Annotated in this window: 13 protein-coding genes; 11 read left to right on the top strand and 2 right to left on the bottom strand. The window is 51.1% G+C overall.

Features of this window, described 5'->3' with window-relative positions:
• Positions 1-11 precede the first annotated feature (11 nt).
• The 10 genes from CPZ25_RS07655 to CPZ25_RS07610 all read left to right on the top strand — a co-directional run bounded on the left by CPZ25_RS07655 (position 12) and on the right by CPZ25_RS07610 (position 14,541).
• Positions 12-1,286 (top strand): murein hydrolase activator EnvC family protein, encoded by a 1,275-nt coding sequence (locus CPZ25_RS07655; protein ID WP_096920440.1) that lies wholly within the window; start codon positions 12-14, stop codon positions 1,284-1,286.
• Positions 1,287-1,384: 98 nt separating this feature from the next.
• Positions 1,385-2,605 carry a S41 family peptidase gene (locus CPZ25_RS07650; RefSeq protein WP_243129363.1) on the top strand — a complete coding sequence of 407 codons (1,221 nt, stop codon included), beginning with the start codon at positions 1,385-1,387 and terminating at the stop codon, positions 2,603-2,605.
• Positions 2,606-2,745: 140 nt separating this feature from the next.
• On the top strand, positions 2,746-4,707 hold the full coding sequence (gene uvrB, locus CPZ25_RS07645; protein WP_096920441.1) for an excinuclease ABC subunit UvrB: 1,962 nt from the start codon (positions 2,746-2,748) through the stop codon (positions 4,705-4,707).
• Positions 4,704-7,529 carry an excinuclease ABC subunit UvrA gene (gene uvrA / locus CPZ25_RS07640; RefSeq protein WP_096920442.1) on the top strand — a complete coding sequence of 942 codons (2,826 nt, stop codon included), beginning with the start codon at positions 4,704-4,706 and terminating at the stop codon, positions 7,527-7,529. The genes uvrB and uvrA overlap by 4 nt, the downstream gene beginning before the upstream one ends.
• Before the next feature lie 120 nt (positions 7,530-7,649).
• Positions 7,650-8,516, top strand: coding sequence for a LytTR family transcriptional regulator (locus tag CPZ25_RS07635; protein ID WP_058693834.1), 867 nt, complete (start codon positions 7,650-7,652; stop codon positions 8,514-8,516).
• 147 nt (positions 8,517-8,663) lie between these two features.
• Positions 8,664-11,045 (top strand): hypothetical protein, encoded by a 2,382-nt coding sequence (locus tag CPZ25_RS07630; RefSeq protein ID WP_096920443.1) that lies wholly within the window; start codon positions 8,664-8,666, stop codon positions 11,043-11,045.
• A gap of 139 nt (positions 11,046-11,184) precedes the next feature.
• Complete coding sequence (locus tag CPZ25_RS07625) at positions 11,185-11,409, top strand: FeoA family protein (RefSeq protein ID WP_013381339.1); 225 nt, start codon at positions 11,185-11,187, stop codon at positions 11,407-11,409.
• Positions 11,410-11,525: 116 nt separating this feature from the next.
• Positions 11,526-13,556 (top strand): ferrous iron transport protein B, encoded by a 2,031-nt coding sequence (gene feoB, locus CPZ25_RS07620; protein ID WP_096920444.1) that lies wholly within the window; start codon positions 11,526-11,528, stop codon positions 13,554-13,556.
• 93 nt (positions 13,557-13,649) lie between these two features.
• Entirely contained in the window at positions 13,650-14,330 is a 681-nt protein-coding gene (locus CPZ25_RS07615) for a putative ABC transporter permease (protein ID WP_243129362.1), read from the top strand.
• Between the two features lie 10 nt (positions 14,331-14,340).
• Entirely contained in the window at positions 14,341-14,541 is a 201-nt protein-coding gene (locus CPZ25_RS07610) for a hypothetical protein (protein ID WP_096920446.1), read from the top strand.
• Positions 14,542-14,545: 4 nt separating this feature from the next.
• Here the strand turns inward: CPZ25_RS07610 and CPZ25_RS07605 are convergent, their stop codons facing one another.
• On the bottom strand, positions 14,546-15,472 hold the full coding sequence (locus CPZ25_RS07605; RefSeq protein WP_096920447.1) for a DMT family transporter: 927 nt from the start codon (positions 15,470-15,472) through the stop codon (positions 14,546-14,548).
• Between the two features lie 297 nt (positions 15,473-15,769).
• Positions 15,770-16,831 carry an alanine/ornithine racemase family PLP-dependent enzyme gene (locus CPZ25_RS07600; protein WP_096920448.1) on the bottom strand — a complete coding sequence of 354 codons (1,062 nt, stop codon included), beginning with the start codon at positions 16,829-16,831 and terminating at the stop codon, positions 15,770-15,772.
• Positions 16,832-17,007: 176 nt separating this feature from the next.
• Between CPZ25_RS07600 and leuS the strand changes: the two genes are divergently transcribed.
• Positions 17,008-19,419 carry a leucine--tRNA ligase gene (gene leuS / locus CPZ25_RS07595; protein WP_096920449.1) on the top strand — a complete coding sequence of 804 codons (2,412 nt, stop codon included), beginning with the start codon at positions 17,008-17,010 and terminating at the stop codon, positions 19,417-19,419.
• Position 19,420: the final 1 nt, after the last annotated feature.

The following is a 19,420-nucleotide window of genomic DNA, read 5'->3' as shown; positions in this document are numbered from 1 at the left end:
GACTTCAGAAAATGAAGAAGAAAATTTCTTTAATTGTAACGGCATTATTTTGTTTATCAATATTTATTTCTCCGGTTTACGCAGCCACAAAGGATGAACTGCAGCAGCAAAAAGACGACGCGACTGCAAAAAAAGAGGCTGCCCAGTACCAGGTGGACATGACCCAGAACACCATCGAGGGGATTCAGGCTGAAATCAGCAAGGCCAACGCAGAGATGGATAAGATCAACGGTCAGATCAATACCCTGGATGGCCAGATCAGTGATTTGACCGCTAATCTGGAAAGAACCACGGCAGAACTGGAAGCGGCTGAAGAAAAACAGGCGAAACAGGAAGAAGAATTAAAAGAGCGTGTCCGTGTCATGTACATGTACGGAAACGAAGGCTATATGCAGGTGCTTTTCTCAGCCACCGACTTTGCGGATTTTATCGCCAAGGCGGATATGATGAAATCCATTGTACAGGCCGATAAGGACTGTGCAACCGCGCTGGAAAAAACCCGTGCGGAGGTACAGGAGAAAAAAGAAACCATTGAATCCAACAAAACCCAGGTCGAACAGGCAAAGGCCGACCAGGAAACCGCTTTGCAAAGCCAGCAGAGCATAAAGTCACAGAAGGATGAGCTGTTGGCCAAGAACCAGCAGGTGGTTCAGCAATATCAGGCGGAAGTCAACAAACAGGATGAAATTCTGAATCAGGCCAATGCCGAACTGGCGGTCATTGCGCAGCAGGAAGCCGAAGCGTTAAAAGCGCGTCTGGCGCAGGAAGAAGCTGAAAGACAGCAGCGGGAAGCGGAAGAAGCGGCCCAAAACGGACCTTCCAGCGGCAGCAGCAGTGAGGACAGCGGTTCCTCCGGCGGTGGCAGCAGCAACGTCGTAGTATCCAGCGGCTTTATGTGGCCGTTACCGGGCAACTACACCATCACCAGCTGGTTTGGCTACCGTCCGGCGTCTGATACCAACGGAATCGGCTCCACCAACCACGGCGGCATGGACATCGCCGCCTCCACAGGCACACCGATTCACGCGCCGGCTGGCGGTTATGTCACGATGGCGTCCTGGAACGGGGGCTACGGCAACTGTATCATGGTGGCCATGGACAATGGCGATACCCTGTTATTCGGGCATTTAAGCGGTTATAACGTATCCTATGGCCAGCGTGTCAACCAGGGCGATATCATCGGTTATGTGGGCAGCACCGGAAATTCCACCGGACCACACCTGCATCTGACCTATCTGTTAAACAACAGCACTTCAGTTGACCCGTGGGATTACATTTATTATTAAAATAAAGACAGAATTTGGAAAGAATCGTCTGATTCTTTCCTTTTTTATTGTTTCTTTAAGGCTTTTAGTGTATTCTTTTCAGGTGAGTATTGAATAGAATGGATTTGAAAGGATTGACAATGGATAAAGGGCAGAGAAAAAAGTTTATCGTTATAGCGGTAATCGCGCTTATTGTCACAAATATTTTAACTTTTTGCCTGACAACCGGCGCCGGCGTGGCGCTGGGCAATAAGGTGATTTTAAATGTTGACAGCACAGAAATGGCCGATGGCCTTAAAAAGCTGGTAAGCTTAAAGGGGCACATCGATAAGGAATATTACAAGGATATGGATGACACAACCCTGATGGAGGGGGCCATGAAGGGTATGTTTGAGGCCACCGGCGACCCCTACAGCGGTTACTATACCGAGGAAGAATTTCAGAAGCTGATGGAAAGCTCCACGGGCACCTACAGCGGCATCGGCGTGGTGGTAACCGAGGATGAGAGCGGCACCACCACGGTGGTCACACCATATAAAAACACCCCGGCGGGCGATGCGGGCATGCAGATCGGCGATAAGATCGTCAGGGTAAACGGCGAGGATGTCAGCGGAAAGGGCTCGGAATATACCGTAAGCCTGATGCGCGGCGATCCGGGAACGGCGGTGGAAGTCACGGTGCTGCGGGACGGGCAGGAACAAACCTATAACCTGACCAGAAAGAGCATTGACACCCCGACGGTTGAGTCCAGCGTTATCGACGGTATTGGCTATATCTCGATTTCTGAATTTACCAACAAGACCTCAGAGGATTTTAACGCAGAGCTTGAAAATCTTTTGAGCCAGAATATCAGCGGACTGATCATCGACCTACGTTACAACGGCGGCGGTGTCGTTACCTCCGCAGTGGCAGTGGCAGACCGTCTGCTGGGGGACACGACAGTGGTCTACACGGTTGACAAAAACGGCAGCCGGAAAGACTACACCTCGACCGGCGAGGTGAAGCTGGATCTGCCAATCATCGTGCTGGTCAACGAAGGGACTGCCAGCTCCTCCGAGATTCTGTCCGGGGCCATCCAGGATACTGGGGCCGGACAGCTGTTAGGAACACAAACATTCGGTAAGGGCATTGTTCAGGAGGTGGTTCCGCTTAAGGATAACAGCGGCTATAAGCTGACCAATGCGGAATATTTTACCCCGAACGGCCGCAACATTAACGAAAAGGGCCTGACGCCCGACGTGGTGGTTGAGCAGAACGAAGCCTACAAGAATACGCTGAATGTCCCGGAAGATCAGGATTCACAGCTTCAAAAGGCGCTTGAGATTTTAAAAGGCAAGTAAAAAGGAGGGGAGGATCGGAGTTTTAAAACTTCGATCCTTTTTTCTGCTATATTGAACTGATTCCCATTGACAAAAACGGCAAAAGTGGTACAATAAGAGAACACATGTTTCTTGGATTGAAGGGTTACAAAGGTGATTGAATGAAACCATTTAAAGTAGTATCCGACTATGAACCAAAGGGCGACCAGGAAAAAGCGATCCGGGAGCTGGCCGACGGCATTGACAGAGGGCTCAAATTTCAGACCCTTTTAGGCGTCACCGGCTCCGGGAAAACCTACACCATGGCCAAGGTGATCGAAGCCGTCCAGAAGCCGACGCTGATCATCGCCCATAATAAAACACTGGCGGCACAGCTCGCCAACGAGTTCCGGAGCTTTTTTCCGGAAAACGCAGTAGAGTATTTTGTATCCTATTATGATTATTACCAGCCGGAGGCCTATGTGCCGCACTCGGATCTCTACATTGAGAAGGATTCCTCCATCAATGATGAGATTGATAAAATGCGCCACTCGGCCACAGCGGCTCTTTTCGAGCGCCGTGACGTGATCGTGGTGGCCAGCGTGTCCTGTATTTACGGACTTGGGAGCCCCATCGATTACGAAAATCTGGTGCTTTCGCTGCGTCCGGGCATGGAAAAGGACCGCGACGCGGTGATCCGGAAGCTGGTGGACATCCAGTATACCCGCAACGACATCGCCTTTGAGCGTAACAACTTCCGGGTAAGGGGCGATATTCTGGAAATCTATCCGGCGGCATCGTCGGGAAAGGCTGTGCGCCTGGAATTTTTCGGCGATGAAATCGACCGGATCACCGAGATCGACACCATCACGGGCGAGATTACCGGTGAGCTCAGCCACGTTTCCATCTTTCCCGCGTCGCATTACACCACCACGCCCGAAAAGCTGGAGGTGGCCATCAAGGGGATCCGCGACGAGCTGGCCGACCGCTACGATTATTTTACCGAACACAACCAGCTGGTCGAGGCCCAGCGTATCCTGCAGCGGACCAACTATGACCTTGAGATGCTCAAGGAGATGGGCTACTGTAACGGCATTGAGAACTATACCCGCTATATTAACGGCTCGCCCCCGGGCGCGCCGCCCTATACGTTGATCGACTATTTTCCAAAGGACTTTTTAATGTTCGCGGATGAGTCCCACGTATCCATTCCGCAGATTGGCGGCATGTCCTCGGGCGACAGGGCCCGAAAACAGAATTTGGTGGATTACGGCTTCCGGCTGCCCTCGGCCTATGATAACCGCCCCCTTAACTTTGAGGAGTTTGAGGGCAAGATCAACCAGATGGTCTTTACCTCGGCCACGCCGAGTAAATATGAAAAAGAACACAGCGAACAAACCGTCGAACAGATTATCCGGCCCACAGGCCTCATTGATCCTGAAATCTTTGTGCGGCCCATCAAGGGACAGATCGACGATTTGATGGGTGAAATCAATGAGACGGTGTCAAAGGGCAACCGGGTGCTGGTGACCACCTTAACCAAGAAGATGGCCGAGGATCTGACCCAGTATTTCAAGGAAAACGGCATCCGGGTCAATTACCTGCACTCCGATATCGACACCATCGAACGGACAAAAATCCTCAAGGAGCTGCGCATGGGCGAATTTGACGTGCTGGTGGGCATCAACCTTTTAAGAGAAGGGCTGGACCTGCCAGAGGTTGGACTGGTCGCGATTCTGGATGCGGATAAGGAAGGCTACCTGCGCTCTGAAACCTCGCTGATCCAGACCATTGGCCGGGCGGCCAGAAATGTGGAGGGCAAGGTGCTTATGTACGCAGACCGGATCACCAAATCCATGGACTACGCCATCAGCGAAACCAACCGCCGCCGCAAGATTCAGAGCGAATTTAACGAGGCCCATGGTATTGTACCGCAGTCGGTCCATAAGGAAATCCGCGATTCCCTCGAGGTCACAAAGGTGGCCGAGGATCAGGCATCCTATGTGTTGGAAGACGAAGTGATGGACGTACAGGCTGAGCTCATGAACCTTGAAGCAGAAATGCTGGCCGCCGCGGAAAATCTTGAGTTTGAAAAGGCCGCGGCCCTGCGTGACCGGATTAAAGAATTGAAAGGAAATAAATGAAATACATAGATGTCAAGGGTGCCAAAGAGCACAACCTTAAAAATATTAATGTCAAAATACCGAGGGACCAGCTGGTGGTGCTGACTGGCCTGAGCGGTTCGGGCAAATCCTCGCTGGCCTTTGATACCATTTACGCGGAGGGGCAGAGACGCTATGTCGAGTCCCTCTCCGCCTACGCCAGACAGTTTCTGGGACAGACCCAAAAGCCCAACGTGGAAAGCATTGACGGCCTGTCGCCGGCCATTTCCATTGACCAGAAAACCACCAACCGCAATCCCCGCTCCACCGTGGGGACCGTGACGGAAATATACGATTATTTCCGTCTGCTTTATGCCCGGATTGGTATCCCGCACTGCCCAAAATGCGGCAAGGTCATTGAGTCCCAGAGTGTGGACCAGATCGTGGACACGGTCCAGGCCCTGGAGCCCGGTACCAAGTTCCAGATTTTGGCGCCCGTGGTGCGCGGCGAAAAGGGACAGCACAAAAAACTACTGGACCATTTGAAAAAAGAAGGCTATGTGCGCCTGATCGTGGACGGTGAGGCCAGAGAGACCAGTGAGGACATCGAGCTGGAAAAAAACAAGAAGCACAGCATCGAGGTCGTAGTTGACCGCCTTAAGAGCAAGGAAAACATGACCAAGCGCCTGACCGATTCCATCGAGACAGCCCTGCACCTGGCCAACGGTCTGGTAATCTGCGACATAATCGGCGGCGAACAGCAGCTTTTCAGCGAAAAGCTGTCCTGTCCCGACTGCGGCATTGCCATGGATACTCTGGAGCCCCGGACCTTTTCCTTTAACAACCCCTTCGGGATGTGCCCCGAGTGCCACGGCCTTGGCTTTCATAAGGAGATTGACCCGGATCTGCTGATCCCGGATAAGAGCCTGTCTGTGGAACAGGGGGCCATCAAGTTTTTTGGGTTGAAGAACGACTCGAAAATCATGGTCAACCTCATACGTGCCATTGCGAAAAAATACAACTTTACCCTGGACCAGCCCCTGACAGAAGCGCCGGAGGCCTTTCTTCAGGAGCTGCTTTACGGCTCGGACGAAATTCTGGAAATTGAGTATGAGGGCAAGTTTTCAGGCACCTATACGACCACCTTTGAAGGTCTTGTCAACAATATGGAGCGCCGCTATCAGGAAACCCACTCCGAGGGCATGCGCAGCCTTATCGACAAGTACATGTCCGAAATCCCCTGTCCAAAGTGCAAGGGAAAACGCCTGAACCCCACCAGCCTTGCGGTCACCGTGCAGGACAAAAACATCATCGACCTGACCGATATGTCGGTCAGGGAGCTTTTGGGCTTCTTTTCAGACATGGAGCTCACGGAAACGGAACAGATGATTGGCGAACAGATTTTTATCGAGATCAACGCCCGCCTGAAATTTTTACAGGATGTTGGCCTGGAATACCTGACACTGTCCCGGGCCGCGGGAACCCTGTCCGGCGGCGAATCCCAGCGTATCCGCCTGGCGACCCAGATCGGCTCCGGTCTTGTGGGGGTGCTCTATGTGCTGGATGAGCCCAGCATCGGCCTGCACCAGCGGGATAACCAGAAGCTGCTGAAAACCCTGCGCCGCCTCACCGATCTGGGCAATACCCTGGTGGTGGTGGAGCATGATGACGAAACCATGGAGGAAGCGGACTGGATCGTGGACATCGGCCCGGGCGCTGGCGTTCACGGCGGCGAGATCATTGCCGAGGGGACGGTTGAGGATATCAAGAAGGCACCGGACTCCATTACCGGCCAGTACCTGAGCGGTAAAAAGCAGATTGCGGTGCCAAAGGAGCGCCGGGCCGGCAAAGGCACGGCCATCACCATCAAGGGCGCGACCCAGAATAATCTGAAGAACATTGACGTGTCCTTCCCGCTGGGCAAGTTTATCTGTGTCACGGGGGTTTCCGGCTCCGGAAAGAGTACGCTGGTCAATGAGATTTTATACAAGGGCGCTTCCCAGAAGCTGTACCGCAGCTTTAAGAAGCCCGGAAAATACAAAAGCATCGAAGGCCTAGATGAGATCGACAAGGTTATCGCCATTGACCAATCACCCATCGGCCGGACGCCAAGGTCCAATCCGGCCACCTATACCGGCGTGTTCGACATGATCCGGGACCTTTTCGCCAAGACCCCCGAGGCCAAGGCCCGGGGCTATAAAAAGGGCCGCTTCAGCTTTAACGTGAAGGGCGGCCGCTGTGAAAAATGCAGCGGCGACGGCATCCTCAAAATCGAAATGCACTTCCTGCCCGACGTCTATGTGCCTTGTGAGGTCTGCCACGGACAACGGTATAACCGTGAAACGCTGGAGGTTAAGTACAAAGGTAAAAACATTGCAGATGTGCTGGATATGACGGTTGAGGAATCGCTGAAGTTTTTCGAGCATCTGCCCAATATCCGCAATAAAATGCAGACCCTTTATGACGTGGGGCTTGGTTATGTGAAGCTCGGACAGCCGTCCACACAGCTTTCCGGCGGTGAAGCGCAGCGGATCAAACTCGCCACAGAGCTTTCAAAGCGCAATACGGGCCGCACCCTTTATATTCTGGACGAACCGACCACGGGGCTGCATATGGCCGATGTCGCCAGGCTGATCGACGTACTGCAGCGCCTGGCCGATACGGGCAGTACCGTGGTGGTCATTGAGCATCAGCTGGACATGGTAAAGGTTGCCGACCATATCATTGACCTGGGGCCAGAAGGCGGCGATGGCGGCGGAACCATCGTATGCACAGGGACCCCAGAGGAAGTCGCCAAGGTGAAGGAATCCTACACCGGGCAGTATCTGGCTAAGATTTTGAATAAAACCTATGACAGGTCGTGACAGCAGCATCAAGATGCTCCGCGCCTGAAATGGACAATAAAATAAGCGTATGTGGTCTGAGCAGCGGCTCAGAGGCCTCTGCGCTTTTTTGATATTATAAGCCAAAAGGAGGCGATGTGGATGGGAGAAAGCAGGAGCGCCAGACAGGATGATAGGCAGGGCCGCCAGCCGGAAGACCTGACTGCGCTGACAGAGCGGATTATGGAGGCGCATGGTGAACGGGATCTGGAATTTGTGATGCGATATATGGATGAGCATGTACTGTGGATCGGGGCGCTGCAGAACCAATATATTCATGGGAAAAAAGCAATGCGCGAAGTCCTTGAGCTTGAACAGGATGTGCCTGTCTGCACAGAGGGGGCAGACTGTGAGATTGCCTACAGAACCGCAGATACTGTTATTGTGACCGGCCGCCTGAATGCTTATACAGACCCAAAGACCGGCTATGTTCTTAAGCAGAACCAGCGGCTTACCTTTGTCTATCAAAAGCAGCCCGAGGGCTGGCGGGTGGTACACCTGCATGTTTCCAACGAGTGGGATGTGCTTCAGGAAGGGGAGGTGTTTCCTTATGCCTGCGGCCGTGAGACTTACCGCTACATGCAGAAACAAATTGATGAAAAACAGCAGGCTTCCCAAAAGGTTGAGGTGCATATCCGTAAACGGCCGTATATTTTGGAAACCCACAGCATTCTTTTTATCGAGGCCTTTAAGCACCACAGCATGATCTGCCGGGTGGGGGACCGGGTTCAGGTTGACGAATCGATCACCGCGCTGGCAAAACGGCTGCCGGACACGTTTTTAAGAGTCCACCGCAGCTTTATCATTAACCTGAATTATGTGGACCATCTGGAATACAGCTCTGTTTTTCTGCGCGATGGAATTGATGTCCCGATTCCCAAGCAGCACTATCGAGAGACCAGGTCACACATTATGGAAAGGCTTTCCCGGATGGGTATTACGCTGAAGGAGAAATCGGCATCTCCATAAGCCCTGGCCGAGGAGCCTGAATCCTTTTAATGGCCTGTGCTACCATTGATGGCGTTTAACCGCTTATTGGTGCACAGGTCATTGATTTTTTTGGCATATTTTATATAATAATAATTAATTAAACGTTTCTAAAGAGGAGGTCATATCATGAAAAGAACACTTCGACTTAAAAGATGTATGGCTTTTCTGCTCATTTTAACCCTGATGATGGGATACAGCCCAGCCGCTCTTGCCGATGAGGCGGTTGACCTTACAAAGCCATCAGCGGCTGAAAGCCAGCAAATACAGCTGCAGGCAGCAGACACGATTGATGGCGTTGCGGACCTTGTCGTCACCGATTTAAAGGAGGCCGTGACACTGGAAGGACTGGAAAACGCCAAAACCGGAAAAAGTGTCCATGCCGATGCCCGTTATATCAGCGGAACGCTGACAATTATTGGCGTGAAGGATACAGACTGGTACTACCAGACCCTGGCGGGAAGCAAAAACCAGCTCAACAATCTGGAGCTGGGCGGAGCCTTTGACACGGCGGCTGTGGTGTCGTTGAGCGTTGACCCTAAAACACCGGCGCAGGTGGATTTTGTGTTAAAGCTTCCCGAGAATGCGGTAATGTCTGAGTCGACCGGGAACCTTATTCTGGCGTCTGCCTGTAATGTGACAGCGTCTGACCTGACAGTGAGCGTGCCGGTAGAGACCGTGAGCCTTGCCCTCGCAGGCAACGGCATTACCGTTGATGATCCCCAGGCCGACAAGCCCTCATACACAGCTGCCGTCAGTATTGACGGTGGAAAGCTTAACAGACGGCTGGCTGCGGGAGATGTGAGCTTTGACGGCGCCTTTGCAGGTGTTTCTGTTACCTCGGTAACCACCGGCGCCGACAAGACTGGATTTACAGTCAAATTCACAAAGGATGCCAACCCAGACGCGTCCAGGGCCCGGACCGGGCGTTTGATTCTCCCGGCGGACACCCTGACCTACACAGACGGGACAGCGCTGAACAGCGACATCACGCTGACAATGCCGGACGATTATGTCCCCAAAACCGTTGACCTCACAGGCGGTGCGAGCGGCGGCCCTGTCATCAACGGGGCAGATATAGGGAAACAGATCGCAAACCAGAGCGTGAATGTGGCCACACAGGTTCTCAATAAGATCAAAAATACAGGAGGCTTTGCGGGGCTTGGCTTTCTCAATATTATCACAGATCTTATCTGTAAGATCGACGCCGGCGCGCAGGACAGTGAGCTTACCAAAATACAGGACCAGATCAGCCAGGTGAGCCGCCAGCTGAATAACAGCACCGATGAAATCATCAACGGGCAGCGCCGGAGCGATATTCTCGCAAGGCTCAATGCTTTAAACAGTGTGGCGGGCGATTTGAAAAATGATTTTGACGCGTGCAACACCTCGGCTAAAACCGCGCTCCAGTACATGTCAGACCAAACAACCGATGGTCACTTAGACGAGATCCGCACAGCCATGAGCCATGTGTATTCCAGCCAGAATAATGATAACCGTTATTATGATCATATGATGAATCTGGGACGCGGCATTACCGGTGAAGGCGCGCTTTTAAAAGATACTGATATTTTTACGGCCTTTAAGAGCTTGTCCTCCTACAATTATGACTGGAGCAGCCAGACCCTTGAGGGACGTGAGTCCTTTAATGAAGCCATCAAAAATTACTATGCCCAGGGATACGGTATTCTTCTCACCGCCATGCAGTATGATTATGACAGCAATGAAGCCGAAGCAAAAGCGAAAATAAAGGCCATTGCCGATATGCAGGCCCTTTTGGACGCGGGCGGACTGAATCCTGCGGATGTCGAGAGCCTTAACAGGCTCATTGCCCAGTATGGGGGCAATGTGGCAGACGCGGACGGTACGCCCAACGGCGGCGACATTGGTATGTGCAACATGCGTATGCAGCGTACAAAGCAGAATATGGACAGTCTTACCGCCATGCAGGCAAAGATTAACAGCCTTTACGCCAGTGCGGTCCAGGGATGTAAGGACGACCGACAGATGGATACAGACGGCAAGGTTTTCAACTATCGTGTGAATAAGACCTACTATAAGACCCTTCAGGGCTTGAAGGGCAGCAGCTGTTACTACCGCAATAAAAACCACGACACCGCCAGCGACTGCACACAGACCCAGAAAAATGACCATGCCAGCCGGGGCGACTACGAAACCATGATGCAGGCAGCCCGTATCAGAAAGTACAGTTCCTTTAAAGAAGAGCTGACAGCCGCCGGGCTGACGCAGGTCAATATGACCGCAGAAAAGACCACAAAGGCGCTGAGCGGTCTGGATGCCGCTGGCTTCTATATCGGTAACGGTTCTGTTAAACAGAGCGGTACCTTGCTCTTTTCACGGCTTACTTTTAAATATTGCCTGGCTATTATCGATATGAATGGCAGCTATGACGGTGCACATGAATGCTACCGTTACGGCAACCTGTGGGGAAAACTCAGCTGGCAGTCCAAGGAAGACCGTCCGCTGCTGTTTTTGCTGGAAGCTAAATAGGCGCAGCCCATCGAAAGATAAGGCTTTACATAAAAAATACTAAATATTACCAATCTTTTCACAAAATGCATTGACAGGTACTGTCTAATTAAGTATAATAAAGCTAACAAAAGAGTTTAACAGACAGTGGGTGATAAAGATGAAAACAACATTGAAGGATTTAAGACCTGGGGAATCAGGTGTGGTTGATACAATTTCAGTGGAAGGCCTCATGCGCCGCAAGCTCATGGATATGGGCGTAACCCCTGGTGTGGAGGTAATGGTCGATAAGGTAGCGCCCTTTGGAGATCCAATCGAAATTCACCTTAGAGGCTATGCGTTAAGCCTACGTAAAAACGATGCTGAAAATATATTAATCGCCTAATTGTTTTAAGATGCAAAATAAATATTAAATCACAAAAACCGCCTTTTTCAAGGTGGTTTTTCTCTTGTAAGAGTAAGTTAGTTTCATGTGACATCCTAAAAACCGAGGAGTATTTTATGAATTATCGCGTTGCACTGGTGGGAAATCCGAATTCCGGAAAGACCACCCTATTTAACAGCCTGACTGGAAGCAATCTGTACGTGGGGAACTGGCCGGGGGTCACCATTGAAAAAAAGGAAGGGGATCTGCGGGATACCGTGAGCAAAATTACGCTGGTGGACCTTCCAGGCATTTATTCGCTGGCTCCCTATTCCATGGACGAGATCGTATCAAGGGATTTTCTGCTGAGTGAGCCGCCGGATCTGATCATCAATATTTTAGATGCCTCAAACATTGAGCGAAACCTGTACCTGACCACTCAGCTGATGGAATTGAAGATTCCCATCATCGGTGTGCTGAATATGATGGACATTGTTGAGAAAAAAGGACTGAAGCTTGATCTTCACTCCTTAAAAAAAGGGTTCGGCTTTCCATTTATGGAGATATCCGCCCAAAAGGGGATCGGTATTGAGGCGCTGATTAAGGCAGTCGAGGAAAAGCTGGAGAGTGACCGGAAAGCCGGAAAAACACCGGAATTCAATCCGATTTTTCCAGATAATATCGAAAAGGTCATCATTGATTTCGACAATCTGGTACAGCGGTCCTACCCGGATATTCTGCCCGGTTATCCAAAGATTTTCAGAAGCATCAAGCTCATTGAAAAGGATGATGAGATTCTGAAAAAGGTGGCGAACTGCTTTGGGCTGGATCAGGACATCTATGACGCCCGGGAAAAGATCAGGGAAATCAGCGGACAGGATGTGGACAGCACCATCGCGGATTACCGCTACCGCTTTATCACTGATCAGGTGGCAAGGGCTACGAAAAAGATTGGCAAGAGTCATCTGGCCTTTGAGGACAGGCTGGATAAGGTGCTCATGAACCGCTACGCGGCTCTGCCCATTTTCTTTATTTTTATGTTTATCATTTATTTTGTATCCATCAACGTGGTGGGGGATGGCACAACAGGTCTGATCGAGGGTTTTATCAGCGGGACGCTGATCCCCGGCGTGACGGGCTTTATGGAGGGGCTGAACGTGGCCCCGTGGCTCATCGCTCTGGTCACCGAGGGGGCCATCACCGGCGTGGGGGCGGTTCTGACCTTTATCCCCCAGATTACCGTGCTGTTTATCTTCATCTCTGTGCTGGAGGACAGTGGCTATATGGCGCGGGTGGCCTTCATGATGGACCGTGTGTTTCGGAAGTTCGGCCTTTCGGGAAAATCCTTTATCCCAATGGTCGTGGGGCTTGGGTGCTCGGTGCCTGGGATTATGGCGACACGGACTCTGGAGAATGAGCGGGAGCGGAAGCTCACCATTATCCTGACCCCGTTTATCTCCTGTGGGGCCAAGATGCCGATCTATGTGCTCATGGCGTCGGCCTTTTTCTCAAAAGCCCAGTCTGTCATGGTTTTTTCCTTGTATATCGTGAGTCTGCTGGTGGTCTTTGTGTCAGGCGTAATCCTATCCAAAACGGTATTTAAGGGGCAGGATTCCGGTTATCTGCTGGAACTGCCTCCCTACCGCCTGCCGGTGCTTAAAAACACGGTTAGCCAGGTATGGCAGCGCGTGAAGGAATTTATTGTGCGCGCCGGCACCATTATTTTTGCGGCCTCGGTTGCGCTGTGGTTTCTCCAGAACTTTGGCACCAATTTCCAGATGACCGCCAATGCCGATGAAAGTATTCTGGCGGCCTTCGGAAAATTGATCGCCCCGATTTTTGCCCCATTGGGCTTCGGCAACTGGGTGGCCAGCGTTTCGGTATTATCGGGCATTGCGGCCAAGGAAATGATCATCAGCACCATGAGTGTTCTGACCAGTACCTTTGACGGCGGCTTTACCATGGCGCTCGGACAGATATTCACCCCGCTCTCGGCTTACAGCTTTATCCTGTTTGTGCTTTTGGCATCGCCCTGCATGGCGGCTCTGGCGACCATGAAAAAGGAGCTGGGAAACTGGAAAACCTTTGGTTTTGCCATTTTGTACCAGACGGGTACCGCCTATCTGATCTCCATGCTGGTCTATCAGATTGGAAGCCTGTTTATTTGATTTATCTGCGGCCCTGGGCCGCTTTTTTGTTACCACTTTAGCATCTTTGGGTAGATATAATCATATCAATATAAAAGCAAAATGGAGGAAACCATGAAAAAGACACAGGCATCTGCCCAAAACGACTCAGGCAGCCGCTCCTTCGCGGCGGGCTTGAATTTTTATAAGCTATTCTGGATTTTTATGATCGGGTGTTTTTTAGGGACGATTCTTGAAATGATTTTTTGTTTTGTAACCCAGCACGGTCTTATTGAGAGCCGGTCAGGTTTGATTTACGGCCCCTTTAACCCAGTCTACGGCTTTGGAGCTGTGGTTCTGACCATTGTTTTAAGGCCTCTTGCCCATAAAAGAGACCTGATCATCTTTCTTTTCAGTATGGTCATTGGCTCAGGCTTTGAGTATCTCTGTTCAGCCTTTCAACAGTATTTTATGGGGACCGTATCCTGGGATTACAGCAACCTTCCCCTCAACATCGGCGGGCGCACCTGTCTGCTGTATGGGCTGTTCTGGGGCATTCTGGGGCTTTTGTGGGTAAAGGATATTTACCCGTATTTCTCCAAATGGATCGAAAAAATTCCCAACAAGGTGGGGGTAGTGCTGACCTGGGTGCTGGTGGTGTTTATGGTCTTTAACATGGCGATTTCCGCCCTGGCGGTCCAGCGCTGGGACCAGCGTGACCACGGCGTGAAGGCGGACAATGCCTTTGAGGAATTTCTGGATAAGACCTATCCCGATGATTTTATGCGGAAGATTTATCCGAATATGATTCTTTAGGAAATTGAAGATGGAAAATGAAAAATTCCAGAACCCTTTTGCCGTTGGCAAAAGCGGTTTAAACAGCGACCTGTGGCCGCAGACAATAAAATGCATAGGTGAACTGGCAAATGATAGAAAAACAGCCTCTGGCAATTTGATTAAAATGCGGCGTAAGCCGCCTCTCAATCAAAAAGCCAGGGGCTTTTTGTACATGAATTTTCCATTTTAAATTTTCAATTTTCCATTTCCTCATTGGCAGCAAACTCTAAATTTAGATCAGGCGTCTCAGCCGGCGCCTTCCCTTTAAACACGGTGAGGACGGTGACACCGGTCAGAATCAGCACACAGCCCAGCACACTTTTCAGCGTAACGGGCTCGCCCAGAAAGGCGATGCCGCAGACCACGCTGGTGATGGGCTCAAACATGCTGAGGATGGCGGCTGTGGTGCCCCCGGACAGCTTGACGCCCAGCTGGAACAGGGTAATGCCCAGAAAGCCGCAGAGCATGGCCACCAGAAAGGAGAGCAGCCAGCCCATAGGGGTGATGGCAAGGGTCAGGGTGCCGGTGAACAGGCCGTAGATAAAGACAAAGCCGGCCACAAACAGGTTAATATAAAAGGACAGCTTGAGCGGGTGCAGATCTAAAAGACTGCTTTTATCCAGATACAGGATGTAGAAGGCATAAGTCAGGCCGGAAACCAGGGCTAAGAGGATACCCAGCAGGCCGCCTTCAATTTTACCGCCCATAAAAAAGCTGATACCAGCTGTGGCGATGACCAGGGCCAGAATTTTGGGCTTGGTCAGATGCTCTTTAAAGATCAGAATGGCGCCCAGAGCCACAAACACTGGATAGACAAAGTGCAGGGTGGTGGCAGTGCCCACTGGTATGTAGTTATAGGACTGGTACAGCATGAGGGTGGTGACCGCAGAACCGATAAAGCTGATGATCAGAAGCTGTTTAAGCTGTGGTTTTGAAAGCTTAAAGGACACCTTCTGCTGTTTTAAAATAATCCATAAAACCGGTACACAGAAAAAGGTTCTCAGAAAGGTCAGCATAATGGAATTGCTGCCGTTAAGATAGGTGATTTTTCCCATGATCGGTGTAAAACCAAAGATACAGGCCGAGAGTATGATAAACAAATTTCCTTTTAAGCTTTTCATTTTTCCTCCAACGATATAAATGCTTTCCAACAGCACAAGCATACACCATAATCAGGGGAAAAACAAGGGGTCAAAAAAGTAAAAATGGCCCAGACGGGCAAGGAAAATTTTAACATTAGAGGAAAAGCCTGAAAAGAGGATTCACTAGTTGAAAGTTGAAAGTGGATAGTTGAAAGTTCAGGTGCAAATCTGCCACAGGCAGATTTGATTAGATGCGGCCTGCGGCCGCAATTAAAATCGCTTGAGCCTTGGCTAAAGCGTCCCAAAACCTTCCACTTTCCACCTTCAACCTTCCACTTAAAAAGCAGATTTATAGATGTATTCCGAGGTGGAGGCGTGAAGGGCGCTGACGTAATTGCAGCGGAAGGACACAATATCCCCGACCTGGTAAGCACGGCCGCACTCGGTGATATCCACAATCAGGTGGTCTGAGCTGGAGGCGATGATCTCAAGTTCTTTATCCAGCGGGGTCAGATCCTCCATGGTGGTATCCTGCTTGCCCAGGGCGCAGATGGCCCGCCTGCGGATACCGCGGTCTTCAAATACCGGGGTGCAGCCATAGGCGTCACAGCCGATTTTGCCAATGGGCATGGAGGGTTTATCCTTGATTTCGATAATCTCCACATCCAGGATAAAATTGTCGTCGTGAAGATTTTCATAGCGCATGTTGTTGGAGGTATCGTTTCCGATGAGGATCAGCTCGCCGATGCGCAGGTTATTGATACAGGAGGGAATGGTGCCATCCTCCACCATAAAATAGGTGCTGGAGGCGCCGCCGGAGGTAATGGCGCAGTCCAGATCAAAACGTTTTTTAAGAAGGGTCTGGAAATCGTTAAAGCGCTCGTAGGTTTCCACAGTGGGTACGATGGCGCCAGTGCAGGACAGGTTGGCGCCGATACCCCGGATGTCAATGTTTTTAAGCTTCAGCATCTCCGCCATATCCGCGCAGAGGGATTCCTCTGTGAAATAGCCCTCACGCAGATCGCCCAGATCCACCATGATCAGCACCTCGTGCTTTTTATGGTGCCTGGCCGCCGCCGCGTCCAGAGCCTGGACTGTTTTAAGCTCGGAGTTTAGGGAAAGGGTGGCGTACAGAACGGTTTCTTCAACCTCGGAGAGCATGGGCATGCGGATCAGCCATTTTGGGCAATGAAGGTCTGCGAGGGTGACGAGATTTTGGACGCGGGAATCGCCAAGGGCTGTAACGCCGCCCGCCAGCAGGGTTTCGGCAATCTCATAATTGCCGCCGGTGCATTTGGTAATGCCGGTAACGCTGATGTTTTTTTCGGCAGCGGCCTTTACAATCGTCTGTGTATTTTCAAGAATTTGCTGTTTGTTAAATCGCAATAATGGATACATGGTTCACCTCAAAAATTTTATACGTCTTAGTATACCATGTTTTTATGAAGAGTGTACGAAGATTTTTAAAATAATTACGCCCTTTCCGGCGGCTTTAGGTTGACAGTATTTTCTGCCTTGTTTATAATTAAGGGTGCACTTATAAACGTATTTTGATTATTAATTTGGAGGAACCCATGAAGATATACGACCATCATAAAATTGAGAAAAAATGGCAGAAATACTGGGAAGACCACGATACCTTTAAAATCGAGCAGAACTCGGATAAAGAAAAGTTTTATGGTCTGGTAGAATTCCCGTATCCCTCAGGAGCCGGGCTGCACGTTGGACACGTAAGAGCCTACACATCCCTTGAAATCATTTCAAGAAAGCGCCGGATGGAGGGCTTTAACGTCTTATTCCCCATTGGCTGGGATGCCTTTGGCCTGCCGACCGAGAACTACGCCATCAAGACGGGCCGCCATCCGAGAGAAGTTACGGATGAAAACATCAAGGTATTTACCCAGCAGCTGAAATCTATTGGGTACTCCTTTGACTGGGACTGCGAGATTGACACCACCGATCCAAACTATTTTAAGTGGACCCAGTGGATATTCTTACAGCTTTTTAAACACGGTCTGGTTTACAGAGACCGCACCTACGTCAATTTCTGCAGCGGCTGCAAGGTCGTACTGGCCAATGAAGACTTCCGCGAGGGCAAATGCTCCATCTGCGGCAGCGAGGTCGTGCAGCTTGAAAAAGACGTTTGGTTCCTGAAAATCCGTGAGTATGCCGAAAAGCTTCTGGCAGGCCTGGACGATGTGGATTACCTGCCGCGTATCCGCCTGGAACAGGAAAACTGGATCGGTAAATCCATTGGCGCCGAGGTCGATTTTGACATCGCAGGCGCAGATCAGAAGCTCCGTGTTTTCACCACCCGTCCCGACACCCTGTTCGGCGTGACCTTTATGGTCATCGCGCCTGAGCATCCGCTGATCGAGGAAATGCAGGACCGCATCACCAACATGGACGCCATTGTGGATTACCAGGAAGCCGCCAAGCGCAAGACTGAATTCGAACGTGTCCAGCTGGCCAAGGAAAAAACCGGGGTCATGATCGAGGGTATCCGCGGCATCAACCCCTTAAGCGGGGAAGAAGTCCCCATTTTTATCGCAGACTATGTTATGATGGGCTACGGCACCGGCGCCATTATGGCGGTTCCGGGCCATGATACCCGTGACTGGGAATTCGCGAAGAAATTCGGGCTGCCGATCATCGAGGTCATCAAGGGCGGCGACGTGAGCGTGGAAGCCTATACCGATACGGCCAGTGGCGAGATGGTGAACTCCGGCTTCTTAAACGGAATGGAAGTCAGGGAAGCCATTGCCAAAACCATCGAATATCTGGAAGAAAAGGGACTTGGCAAAAAGACCATCAACTATAAAATGAAGGACTGGGCCTTTAACCGCCAGCGCTACTGGGGTGAGCCGATTCCGATTGTCCACTGCCCGAAATGCGGCATGGTCCCTGTACCGGAAGACCAGCTGCCCTTAGAGCTGCCAAAGGTCAAGAGCTATGAACCCACCGACACCGGCGAGTCTCCGCTGGCCGGCATCCCTGAATGGGTTAACACCACCTGTCCGCACTGCGGCGGCCCGGCCAAGCGCGAAACCGACACCATGCCGCAGTGGGCCGGCTCCAGCTGGTATTTCCTGCGCTATTTTGACAACAAAAACGACCAGGCGCTGGCCGACTATGACAAAATGAAATACTGGATGCCTGTCGACTGGTATAACGGCGGTATGGAGCACGTCACACGCCATCTGCTCTACTCCCGTTTCTGGCATAAATTCCTGTATGACATCGGCGTGGTACCCACAGCCGAGCCTTACAAAAAACGGACCATGCAGGGCCTGATCCTTGGCTCAGACGGTGAAAAAATGTCCAAGTCCAAGGGCAACGTCGTCAACCCCAACGATATCATCGACGAATACGGCGCCGATACCCTGAGAACCTATGTCATGTTCATCGGGGACTATGAAAAACCCGCGCCATGGTCCGAAAATGGCACCAAGGGCGCCAAGCGTTACCTGGACCGTGTCTGGAAGCTTCAGGAAATTGTGACAGACGAAACAGGCTATAGCCCAGAGCTGGAAGGCATGATGCACAAAACCATCAAAAAAGTCAGCAGCGACTACGAAGAAATGAAATTCAACACGGCCATCGCGGCTCTGATGACCCTGCTCAACGAGTTTAACAGCGTGGGCAAGGTGACAAAGGATGAGTTTAAAACCTATCTTCAGCTGCTGTACCCGGTAGCGCCGCATATCACCGAGGAGCTCTGGGAAATCGCCGGACTGGAAGGCTGCCTGCACGACAGCCCGTGGCCTGCTTATGACGAAGCCAAAACAGTGGACGACGTCATCGAGATGGCCGTCCAGATCAATGGCAAGGTGCGCGGTAAGATCAGCCTGCCCGCCGACGCGGACAAGGAAGCCGCCAAGGCCATCGCCCTTGAGCATGAAAATATCCGCAGCTACGTAGAAGGCAAAAATATCGTGAAGGAAATCTTTGTGCCAGGCAAAATCTTTAACCTGGTTGTGAAATAAA

The sequence above is a fragment of the Eubacterium maltosivorans genome (genome assembly GCF_002441855.2).
GTDB classification, from domain to species: domain Bacteria; phylum Bacillota; class Clostridia; order Eubacteriales; family Eubacteriaceae; genus Eubacterium; species Eubacterium maltosivorans.
This window is presented reverse-complemented; position numbering and strand designations above follow the sequence as displayed.

What these genes read in the sequence shown, in the direction of transcription:
- CPZ25_RS07655 (WP_096920440.1), top strand. Translation starts at nt 12, where the DNA reads ATGAAGAAGAAAATTTCTTTAATTGTAACGGCATTATTTTGTTTATCA.
- CPZ25_RS07650 (WP_243129363.1), top strand. Translation starts at nt 1,385, where the DNA reads ATGGATTTGAAAGGATTGACAATGGATAAAGGGCAGAGAAAAAAGTTT.
- uvrB (WP_096920441.1), top strand. Translation starts at nt 2,746, where the DNA reads ATGAAACCATTTAAAGTAGTATCCGACTATGAACCAAAGGGCGACCAG.
- uvrA (WP_096920442.1), top strand. Translation starts at nt 4,704, where the DNA reads ATGAAATACATAGATGTCAAGGGTGCCAAAGAGCACAACCTTAAAAAT.
- CPZ25_RS07635 (WP_058693834.1), top strand. Translation starts at nt 7,650, where the DNA reads ATGGGAGAAAGCAGGAGCGCCAGACAGGATGATAGGCAGGGCCGCCAG.
- CPZ25_RS07630 (WP_096920443.1), top strand. Translation starts at nt 8,664, where the DNA reads ATGAAAAGAACACTTCGACTTAAAAGATGTATGGCTTTTCTGCTCATT.
- CPZ25_RS07625 (WP_013381339.1), top strand. Translation starts at nt 11,185, where the DNA reads ATGAAAACAACATTGAAGGATTTAAGACCTGGGGAATCAGGTGTGGTT.
- feoB (WP_096920444.1), top strand. Translation starts at nt 11,526, where the DNA reads ATGAATTATCGCGTTGCACTGGTGGGAAATCCGAATTCCGGAAAGACC.
- CPZ25_RS07615 (WP_243129362.1), top strand. Translation starts at nt 13,650, where the DNA reads ATGAAAAAGACACAGGCATCTGCCCAAAACGACTCAGGCAGCCGCTCC.
- CPZ25_RS07610 (WP_096920446.1), top strand. Translation starts at nt 14,341, where the DNA reads ATGGAAAATGAAAAATTCCAGAACCCTTTTGCCGTTGGCAAAAGCGGT.
- CPZ25_RS07605 (WP_096920447.1), bottom strand. Translation starts at nt 15,472, where the DNA reads ATGAAAAGCTTAAAAGGAAATTTGTTTATCATACTCTCGGCCTGTATC.
- CPZ25_RS07600 (WP_096920448.1), bottom strand. Translation starts at nt 16,831, where the DNA reads ATGTATCCATTATTGCGATTTAACAAACAGCAAATTCTTGAAAATACA.
- leuS (WP_096920449.1), top strand. Translation starts at nt 17,008, where the DNA reads ATGAAGATATACGACCATCATAAAATTGAGAAAAAATGGCAGAAATAC.